Here is a 9929-nt window from a genome sequence, read left to right as displayed (position 1 = left end):
ACAGACGATCATCTTCGCGTTGATCCTGATCCTGCTCGGCACCGGGGTCCTGGTGGCGCGCCACAATCTGAAGGTCGGGCGCGGCGACCGCCGCGGGGCCCTGCGCCTGTCGCTGTATACGCTGCTGCTCTTCCTGGCCATCTGGTTCCTGGCGGCGAGCCATGTTCCCTCCCTGGTCGGGGAGTGGAGGATGGTCCAGCAGGCGCTCGGGTTCGGGTTGTACCTGGGGGGACTGGTCTGGATCTTCTATATCGCGGTCGAGCCCTTCGTGCGCCGCCGCTGGCCCGGGGCTCTCGTCTCCTGGACGCGCCTGACCGCCGGCCGGCTCACCGATCCCCTGGTGGGGCGCGACATCCTGGTGGGTTGCGTCGCGGGGGCGGCCGTGACGCTGTTGACCTTGCTCGACTACTATCTGGGACCGACGTTGGGCGGTGCCCCGCCGCCGCGTCCGCTCCCCTCGTCGCTGGGCGCCCTCCTGAGCGTGCGCGGTTTCGTGTACACGGTCCTCGGCTTCCAGCTCAACGCCGTGATCAACGGCATGATCATGGTCGCCTCCTTTTTCTTCTTCCTGGCGCTGCTGCGCCGCCAATGGCTGGCGACGACCGCGGTGCTGATCCTCGGGACGAGCCTGTTCGTGGTGGTGATCGGCAGCGGCAGCCTGCCGCTGGACATCGCGGTCTACGGGGCCTGCGCCGGCATCATGCTGACGACGGTGATGCGCTTCGGCCTGCTGAGCCTTATTGCGGCCTTCTTCATTTTGTACCAGGGCTTTCCGCTCACTTACGATTCGGGACAGTGGTACTTCGGCGGCACCGTGATGACCCTGTGCCTGGCCGCGGGGCTCGGCTTGTACGGGTTCCTGGTGTCGCGGCGCGGGCGGGGATTCCGTCTGGCCTGACAGACGCCTCTCAGGCGCCGCCCTCGGCGGAGAGGACCTCGCTGCCGGCGGCCTGCACCAGCACGTCATCCTCGAGACGCACGCCGAATTCTCCCGGAAGATAGATCCCGGGCTCGACCGTGACCGTCATTCCTTCCGCCAGGGCGAGCGGGTTGCCTGCCACCAGGTAGGGGGGCTCGTGCCCCTGTAATCCGATGCCGTGTCCCAGGCGGTGCGTGAAATACCGCGCGAATCCCGCCTTGCGGATGATGGAGCGGGCCGCCTCGTCGGCGGCGGAGGCGGGGATCCCGGCACGGGCGGCGCGGAAGCCCGCCTCCTGCGCGGCGCGCACCGTCTCGTGCACTTGCGAGTAGCGCTCGGGCGGGCGCCCGAACGCGAAGGTGCGGGTGACATCCGAGCTGTAGCCGTGGATCTTCGTTCCCATGTCGAAGAGCACCACGTCGCTCTCCCGCAGACGCGCGGAGCCGGGCCCGCGATGCGGCACCGCCGAGTTGGCGCCGAATTGCACCAGCCCATCCAGCTCGCCGCCCGATTCCTGGGCGATCGCCTTCGCCCGCGCCAGCAGCTCCTCCTCCGAAACTCCCGCCTTCAGCTCCTTCATCAGCTGGCCAATCGCGGCGACGGTAATCTGCGCCCCGGCGCGAATCAGCTCGACCTCCTCGGGCTCCTTCCTCATCCGGAACTCCGCCAGCAGGGGCGTGGCGCTGCTGATGCGGGCGCCCGGCATGCGGTGCGACAGGGGAGCGAGGTCGTCAAGCCAGGTCGTTCCTTCCACCGAGAGGCGCGGCGACGGCCCGACGCGCGTGAGGATGCCGACCAGCGCCGCCACGGGATCCTGCGATTCCTCCCAGGTCGTCAGCCGCCCCGGCATCCCGGAGCCGGTCAGGCGCTCCGCCTCGAAGGCGGGTCCGAGCGACTCGCACGTTCCGTCGCGGCGCATGACCATCGCGATGAGCCGCTCGCTGCGACCCAGATCGGCCCCCGTCAGGTAGAGAAGCGATGGAGAAGGGGTGAGCAGCAAAGCATCGATTCCCTCCTGCTCCATGCGGGCCGCCACCTTCTCGCGGCGGGCCGCATAGCGCTCCGGCGGGATGGGGGGAGGAAGTGTTGCGGGCCTGGCCGCCGGCTTGGCATCCACGTCGGGAGACGGCGAGCGCGAGGCGGCATCGCCGCAGCGCAGCAGGGTGGCGGCGGCCGCGGCGGCCGACAGCGCCAGCAGGTCGCGGCGCGATTTATCCAAGGCTGGTCTCCACGGGGGACGGCACCGCCGGCCGCAGGAAAAGCTCGCGCATCTCCGCGCCGCGCTCGCGCAGGAAGGCGCGCGTGGAGCGGTAGCCGTAATCGAGGATCTGCACGCGCGAGGCGTAGCTGAGGATGTGCTGGGCGAACAGGACGGTGTCGGTGCCTCCCGGCTCCACCAGGACGATCTTCGCCCAGGGATGCGAGACCTTGAGTCGCGCCAGGATCATCTCCAGCTTCTCGTGGCTGTTGATGCGCGCCGCCTGGTCCCAGACGTAGGAGATCCCCTTCTCCGCGATGCGCACGCAGCCACCCGAGAAGGAGGGAATGCAGACGCGGCTCTGGTCATTTTGTATGGGCACGATGGGATTCAACACCAGGATCCGGTCGGCTCCCTGGTTGATGGCGATGTCGACGTGCGCCAGCTGCGCCGTACCGCCGTCGACATAATCCACCCCGTCGATCGACACCGGCTCGAAGTAGAAGGGGAGGGCGGAAGACGCGGCAATGGCGCGCGAGATCGGCACGTCGCGGCTGCCTTCGTCTCCGAAGACGGTGCGCATCGGCCGGTCGAGCGAGATGGCCGGGATGTACAGCTCCTTCTTGAGGCCGCGGAACGAGGGGGAGAGATCCATCTGGCGCATCAGCGAATCGAGGTAGCGGATGTAGTCGCGCATGGAGAACAGTCCCGAAGGGAGGTTCTCTTGAAGGAGCCCCAGCAGGCTCTGGAGCGAGAAGGGGGTGCGGTGGCGACGGTAGTAGCGGTACACCGCCGGCATCATGCCGAGCGTGCGCCTCAGGGAGCGTCGGAAGTTCTCCCAGTCGAAGCGGAAGATGTCCTCGGCCCGGAAATTCAGCGGGTGCTTCTGGCTGGTGGCGATGATGTCCATCACCGAGGCGGGGCTGACGCCGTTGGCCAGCAGCATGCCGACCACCGCGCCGGCGCTGGTGCCGATGTAGCAATCGAAATCGAGGGAGGAGAGCTCGCCGGCGAAGAAGTCGTCGAAGGCGCGCAGGCAGCCGAACTCGTACATGGCCCCGGTGATCCCCCCGCCCACCAGGACCAGGGCCCGCTTGCCTCCCCGTCCGCCGTGGATTCCCGCCGGGGTCATGTTCCCTCCGCCGGCGGGATGACCTCGAGGATGGTAATCGCCTGCTGCTCGGAGAAGCCCTCCATGCGCGAGCCGGACACCTTGCCGCCCAGCGCGATGCGCAGGGTCGTGACGGCGCCGGCCAGGATATTCACCGGGTCACGGGCATCGCTCCCCAGGACGTGCCAGTCGGGCCCGGCCTTCGCCGCCACTCCCGCCGCCAGCCGGTGCGCCCCCTCGGGAACCTCCACCGTGAGGCTCTCCGGAAGATCCAGCACCAGAGTCTCGAATCCCTTCATCTTGCCCGGATGGCTGCCGGGACGGAACAGCAGCTTCTCGTGCCGCGCGAACTCCTTGAGCTCGGTCCGATCCTGCCAGTGGTCGGGGACATGGTCGGGCCGCGTGCAGACGACGAAGAAAGCCAGCTCCTCCACTTCGGCCTTCTGCAGCATCCCCAGCTCGTTGGCCGCCCAGCGCGGCGTCTTCTTGATGACCTGGAAGACCGCGGGCTCGCCGGCTTTCTTGCCCTCCCCGCCCGGGGCGACGCGGATTTCAAGCTTGCCCATCGGCACCGCCGGGTGAGGTGGAGGCGGCGGCACCGGGTTTTCCGCCTGCCGCCGCCGCATGGCGGCGAGGACACGGTCGCTGACGCCGACGCGCTGCAGCTCGACCACCACCTCCGGCTCCAGGTCGAACGAGACCTTGGGCGCCGCGTCAATCTTCTTCACGATGTCGGCTTCGGGAAGCCGCTGCATCACCATCCGGACGACGGCTTCGTTGTCGAGAGGCGGCGCTTCCGGGGCGGCGGCGTGGCCCGCCGCCGCATGCGCCAACCCCAGCAGAAGGAGCGGGACGAAGGCAAGCGGCTGTCTCACCTAAGTCTCGAGGACCAGGCCGTCATAGGCCAGATGGACCGACGCCGGGAGCAGCGCCTGGGTCTCGGCGTGCTCCACGTCATGGCTCATGTGAACGAGGTAGGCGAGGCGCGGCTGCAGGTCGGCGAGAATCGCCAGCGCCTGGGGAATCGACAGGTGGGTCGGGTGCACCGTGGGCCGCAATGCGTCCAGGACCAGAATGTCGAGATCGGCGAGGGCGCGCATCGATTCCGGCGGAATCCGGTTGCAGTCGGTGCAATAGGCGAAATTGCCGATGCGGTAGCCCGTGACCTCGAGATCGCCGTGCCAGAGGCGCACAGGAGTCACCACCTCGCCGAGGAGATCGAAAGGAGCTTCGATGCGACGCAGGTCGAGGCGCGGCTTGCCGCCGCCTTCCTGGGTCTCCTCGAAGGCGTACCAGAAGGTGCGCCGCAGCTGATCGAGGGTCGAGGGACTGCCGTACACCGGGAGATCGGCTCGCTGGCGGAAGTTGTAGATGCGCAAGTCGTCCAGTCCCATGACGTGATCGGCATGCGCGTGCGTGTAGAGGACGGCATCGAGACGGTCGATGCGGTGCCGCAGGGCCTGCTGGCGGAAATCACTCGAGGAATCGACCAGAATCCTGAAATCTCTCCACTCCAGGAGCAGCGAAGGCCTCAGACGCTGGTTGCGGGGATCGCTCGAGGTGCAGACCCGGCAGCCGCAGCCGATGACCGGGACGCCGGTGGAGGTCCCCGTGCCGAGAAACGTCACTCTCATGGATCGAATCCCGCCGATCGCCGGCCGCTTTCCGACCCGCTTCGGACCCGGATTCGGCGAGGCGCGCCGTCATTCTATCAAAGGATGATGCTGCGCAGAATGTCGCGCGCCGCGACGGCGGGACTGGAAGCGCCGGTGACGGGCCTGCCGATCACCAGGAAGTTGGCCCCCGCCTCGACCGCCTCGCGCGGGGTCAAGATGCGCACCTGATCGTCGGCCGAGGAACCCTCGGGACGTATGCCCGGCGCCACCAGGACGAAATCGGGTCCGCAGCGCTCGCGCAGCGCGGCAATCTCGCGCCCCGAGGCGACGGCACCATCGAGGCCGGCCTCCTTGCCCAGCGCCGCCAGGGCCAGGACCTGCTCGAGAGGAGGGCGGCCGATGCCGACGGCGGGGAGATCCTCCTCGCCCAGGCTGGTGAGCACCGTGATGCCGAGCAGCGCCGGTCGCCGCAGCCGGTTCATGGCGCAGACCGCCTCCATCTCGTCGGCGGCCCGGCGCAGCATGGCGGCGCCGCCGGACAGGTGCACGTCCACCATGGCGACCCCGAGCTTCGCCGCCTCGGCGCAGGCGCGCGCCACGGTGTTCGGGATGTCGTGGAACTTCAGGTCGAGGAAGACTTCTGCTCCGAGTCCCTTCAGGTCGCGGATAACGCTGGGCCCGGCCGCGGTGAACAGCTCCATGCCGACCTTGAAGAGGGAGACCTGCCCCCTCAGCGCGCGGACCAGATCGAGGGCCTTGTCTCTCGAAGGGGTATCCAGCGCTACGATCAACTCGGCTCGTTGCTTCATCGAAGGGTGATTCTCACAAATCTGGCCTTCCGGAGCAAGAGGAACGCACCCTGCCACGAGATTCTCATGCCGATGATACCCGTTCCGGGATCCGTTCAGGTTATTCAGAGCTGGAGGCAGAGAAAATTCCTTGACAGATATTCCGAATCGCCGTACCCAGTATGTCAGGGAATTCAAGGCTGCGCCGACGGCGTGCCCCAGTTCCACTTCTCACGCATCAACGGGCCGACGACGGTCATCCAGGACTGGTCGACGGTCGCGTCGATCAAGCTCAGCAACGAGGTCGACGGAGACAACTTCGGCGTCGAGGTCCGCTGCTGCTCGGATACGTCCTGCACCACCGCGCTGGTCACCACCCCACAAGGGGCTGGGGCCTGCGTGCCTGTCGGGATGCGCATTGCCGACATTCCCGTCGCGCCATGCGTGGCCGGTGAAAACCTGGTGGCCGGACAGTGCCGCGCTGGGTTTACGACTTGGTCGTTCGGAGCGGCCGCATGCGGCGCCCTGGGGGCAACGGGCTCGTTGATCTGTGCCACGACCCACAACTGGGAACACCATGTGGACCCCGATACCCTTGGGCCGCATGCCGGATGGGTATGCCACGCGCGCGTTCCAGCGCTTTGGGGCAATGCCTTTGTCACGACGGGACCTTTTCCTCTCGTCCCCCCTCCCTTGCTTCTGGCAGTCCCCTGGAATCCGATTCCAATTGCATCGGCCAGCTGCAACGTCGTCGGCGGTGCTCAACACCTGCGATGTGGACGGTGCCCCGTTATTCGGGGTCCCGCCAGGACCGCTTCCTCCCGATTTCACTTGCGGCGATAGCGCAATTCCTCCCGTGGGAACGGTCACGTTCTACGAGGCCGGGTATAGCGGTATGGTCGCAGGACCGGCCTGCACGGCGGTAGGTCCCAATTTCGACAATCCCGCGCCGCAAGATTGCTATCGCTGGGACGCTCCGGGGCCACTCGGTCTCGTACTGGGCCCCGCCTGCCCGTAGGAACGGAAAACTGCTCCATCCTTCGAGCGGGGTCCGAGGGCCCCGCTTTTTTCTTTGGGGGGAGCTTCGCCATTTCAGGGTGGAAGGGAATCGGATTGCGACGGGGAGTTGACCCTGCCGTGTCTGGTCTGGATAATTTCCGAGATCTTGCTTTGCGGGAACTTGGACGCCGTTGCAGGCGGCGGCTGAGAAGCGCCGCGCCTGAACGGCCGCCGCTTGATCAGGTGCTTTACCGGGACTGGGATCTATGGGGAAGACTGCGGCGTCTGAACTTTGCAGTTTGCCTGGAGGATCTTGGACACCGTTGCAGGCGGCGGCTGAGAAGCGCCGCGCCTGAACGGCCGCCGCAGAATAGGTGACATGAGCAAACCTTCGAAGCTGATTACGGGGGCGCTGGCGGCCGCAGCGCTGATTGCGGGAATCAGCGTCTTCCTGGCGCTGGAGCGCCAGCCGGCAGGCAGTCCGGCGGAGCTGGGTGACATCCAGGTCATTTCGAAGGGAAGGCCTCTCAATCTGCGGACCCACCTGGTGGCGGGGAAATACACGCTGTTCGACTATTACGCCGACTGGTGTCCGCCCTGCCGGGAGCTCTCGCCGCTGCTGGAGGATCTGGCGCGCAGCCACGACAATCTGGCGCTGCGCAAGATCGACATCGTCAGCTGGAGCCATCCGGTGGCCCAGCAGCAGGGCGTGACCGATCTCCCGTTCCTGCGCCTCTACGGCCCCGACGGCACGCTGGTCGCCGAAGGGGACCAGGCGATCGCCGAGCTGCATCGTCTCTTCGGCTTCGAGCTCCCCCGCCAGGATATGTAATTTTGGGGTTACCCTGGTGATCAGCGTCACCGTTGCAGGCGGCGGCTGAGAATCGCCGCGCCTGAACGGCCGCCGCTTGAACGCCTGAACGGCGAACTACGAAGCGGTTCCACTCCTCAGATGACCTCTTGAAAGATCCCTTGGCAGGATCGACAGGCTCCCACCCCGTTTCTCCAAAGCGCATGATCAAGCGGAAGTCTTCAGGCGAGCCGAATTGATCCGGCCTCATCAAGGCACTCTGTGAGTAGGGCACCTGATCAAGCGGCGGCCGTTCAGGCGCGGCCGCTTTGTGCCGCCGCCTGAAACGGTGCCCCTGGTCACTACGATTTCTTATAAGACTTGGCAGGGCCGACCTTCACCACCTCGAGACGTATCCGGATCGTGCCGGGCCCGTTGGCTTTGAGCGCGCGCGCCGCGGCGTACGAGAGATCGAGAATCCTCCCCTTGAGAAACGGCCCGCGATCGTTGATCCGCACCACGGCGGTCACGCCGTTCTCGAGGTTCGTCACCTTGACCATGGTATTGAAGGGCAGCTTCTGATGGGCGGCCGTCATGCCGAGCATGTTGTAGCGCTCGCCGTTGGCCGTCGTCTTGCCGTGAAAAGTGGGACCGTACCAGGAGGCCGTTCCCTCCTGCCGGAAGGCGGACCAGTCGGCGGGGGTCTGGGGGGCCTTGGAGGGAGTGCTGGCGCAGCGCGCGGCGAGAAGCACGAAAAAGACCGCGGCAAACAGCTGCGCCGCGCGCCGGCGATGGGGTCGAGTCATCCAGGGCTCCGAGCCCCGCTTCAGGTGGCGTACTCCGGAGCGGGGCCGCCGTCGCGTACCGTTCCGACCAGGTCGTTGACGTCCTCGACGCCCATATCCTGCATCGCCTCCGACAATCCGTCCAGGATTTTCACCGACGAGGCCGGGTCGATGAAGTTGGCGGTCCCCACCTGAATGGCCCGGGCCCCCACCAGGATGAACTCCAGCGCGTCGGTGGCGCTCATGATCCCGCCCATGCCGATGATCGGCGTCTTCAGGTCGCGAAAGACCTTGTGCACCAGATGCAGCGCTTGCGGCTTGATGGCGGGTCCCGACACACCGCCGACGCCGTTCGCCAGGACGAGTTTCCGGCGGCGGACGTCGACCGCGATCCCCAGGAAGGTGTTCACCAGGGAGAGGATGTCGGCACCCTCGCCGGCGGCGACGCGGGCGATAGCCGTGATGTCGGTGACGTTGGGCGTGAGCTTCACGATGAGGGGAAGGGTGGTGACCTTGCGCACCGCCGACACCACCCGGGCCGTCCCGTCGGGGTCGCAGCCGAAGACCATGCCGCCGCGGGCGGTGTTGGGGCAGGAGATGTTCAGCTCCAACGCCGCCACCCCGTCGGCGCCGGAGAGGATGCGCGCCACCTCCACGTATTCCTCCACCGTCTCGCCAAAAACGTTGGCGATGATCGCCGCGCCGCAGTTCTTCAGCGGCGGGAGCTTCACCTTCACGAACTCCTCGACCCCGACATTCGCCAGGCCGATGGCGTTGATCATTCCGGCCGGCGTCTCGAAGGTGCGCGGCGGCGCGTTTCCCTTGCGCGGCATCAGGGAGAGCCCCTTGACGCAAATCCCGCCGAGACGCGACAGGTCGATGAAGGGAAGGAACTCGGTCCCGTAGCCGAAGGTTCCTGAAGCCGTGATCACGGGGTTTTTCAGGGTCAGCGGCCCGAGCCGTACTTCGAGGCGAGGGGAAGAGCTCATCGCCACAGGATCTCCGCCGCGGCGAACGTGGGGCCGTCGACGCAGATGCGGCGATAGGCCCATCCTTCCGCCGTGCGTGACTTCACCACGCATCCGAGACAGGCGCCGATGCCGCACCCCATGTACGACTCCAGAGAGAGCTGGGCTGGAATTCCTGCCGGCACCACCACGCCGCTGGTTGCCTCGAGCATGGCGTGCGGCCCGCAGGCGTAGACGATGGCGCCTGGAGAAGACTGAATCGCCTCCTTCAAAAGGTCGGTGACCAGGCCTTTTCTCCCGTGCGACCCGTCCTCCGTCGCCGTGCGGGTCTCGACGCTCCGTGAGGCGAACCACTCCAGGCGCACCAGGTCGTGCGTTCCGCGCGCCCCGAACAGGAGGATCGGATGCAGTCCGGCCCGCTGCAAGGCGCCGACCAGAAAAGGAAAGATGGCGACGCCGATTCCGCCGGCCACCATGAGCGCCGGCCCCTTCGCAGTGCCCGCGGGAATCTCGAAAGGGCGGCCCAGAGGGCCGAGGACCTGCAGGTTCTCTCCGGCCCTCAGACGCGCCAGCCGGTCGGTTCCGCGCCCGACGATCTTATGGAGCACTTGAATGCGGCCCGGCTTTCCCGCTTCGGGAGGAAGAACGTCGCTGATGCTCATCGGCCGCGGCAGGAAGGGATCCCAGGCGCCGCCGAAGCGCAGCATGACGAACTGGCCGGCGCGCGCCGAAGCGGCGATCAGATCGGCTTCCAG

At 66.9% G+C, this 9929-nt stretch carries 11 protein-coding genes; 2 read left to right on the top strand and 9 right to left on the bottom strand.

Annotated features, from left to right (window positions below):
- Positions 1–898 (top strand): hypothetical protein (locus VFW45_18630; GenBank protein ID HEU5182811.1); only part of this gene is annotated, 898 nt, incomplete at its 5' end.
- 10 nt (positions 899–908) lie between these two features.
- Here VFW45_18630 and VFW45_18625 read toward each other — a convergent pair.
- The 6 genes from VFW45_18625 to VFW45_18600 form a co-directional block, all read right to left on the bottom strand.
- Complete coding sequence (locus VFW45_18625) at positions 909–2138, bottom strand: Xaa-Pro peptidase family protein (GenBank protein HEU5182810.1); 1230 nt, start codon at positions 2136–2138, stop codon at positions 909–911.
- A complete protein-coding gene (locus VFW45_18620; protein HEU5182809.1) occupies positions 2131–3249 on the bottom strand; it encodes a patatin-like phospholipase family protein in 1119 nt (372 codons plus the stop codon). The genes VFW45_18625 and VFW45_18620 overlap by 8 nt, the downstream gene beginning before the upstream one ends.
- A complete protein-coding gene (locus VFW45_18615) occupies positions 3246–4103 on the bottom strand; it encodes a hypothetical protein (protein HEU5182808.1) in 858 nt (285 codons plus the stop codon). The genes VFW45_18620 and VFW45_18615 overlap by 4 nt, the downstream gene beginning before the upstream one ends.
- Positions 4104–4862, bottom strand: a complete 759-nt coding sequence (locus VFW45_18610; protein HEU5182807.1) for an MBL fold metallo-hydrolase — start codon at positions 4860–4862, stop codon at positions 4104–4106.
- A 77-nt stretch (positions 4863–4939) separates the two neighbouring features.
- Positions 4940–5653, bottom strand: a complete 714-nt coding sequence (gene pyrF / locus VFW45_18605; protein ID HEU5182806.1) for an orotidine-5'-phosphate decarboxylase — start codon at positions 5651–5653, stop codon at positions 4940–4942.
- A 173-nt stretch (positions 5654–5826) separates the two neighbouring features.
- Positions 5827–6051, bottom strand: a complete 225-nt coding sequence (locus VFW45_18600; protein ID HEU5182805.1) for a hypothetical protein — start codon at positions 6049–6051, stop codon at positions 5827–5829.
- Between the two features lie 959 nt (positions 6052–7010).
- Here VFW45_18600 and VFW45_18595 point away from each other — a divergent pair.
- Positions 7011–7463: a thioredoxin family protein gene (locus tag VFW45_18595; protein ID HEU5182804.1), complete on the top strand. Its 453-nt coding sequence runs from the start codon at positions 7011–7013 to the stop codon at positions 7461–7463.
- A gap of 320 nt (positions 7464–7783) precedes the next feature.
- Here the strand turns inward: VFW45_18595 and VFW45_18590 are convergent, their stop codons facing one another.
- The 3 genes from VFW45_18590 to VFW45_18580 form a co-directional block, all read right to left on the bottom strand.
- Positions 7784–8227, bottom strand: coding sequence for a septal ring lytic transglycosylase RlpA family protein (locus VFW45_18590; GenBank protein HEU5182803.1), 444 nt, complete (start codon positions 8225–8227; stop codon positions 7784–7786).
- Positions 8228–8247: 20 nt separating this feature from the next.
- Complete coding sequence (locus VFW45_18585) at positions 8248–9195, bottom strand: dihydroorotate dehydrogenase (protein HEU5182802.1); 948 nt, start codon at positions 9193–9195, stop codon at positions 8248–8250.
- Positions 9192–9929, bottom strand: a 738-nt coding sequence (locus tag VFW45_18580) for a dihydroorotate dehydrogenase electron transfer subunit (GenBank protein HEU5182801.1), incomplete at its 5' end; no start/stop codon positions are given. The genes VFW45_18585 and VFW45_18580, both read right to left, overlap by 4 nt.

The sequence above is a fragment of the Candidatus Polarisedimenticolia bacterium genome (assembly GCA_035764505.1).
GTDB lineage: Bacteria > Acidobacteriota > Polarisedimenticolia > Gp22-AA2 > AA152 > AA152.
This window is presented reverse-complemented; position numbering and strand designations above follow the sequence as displayed.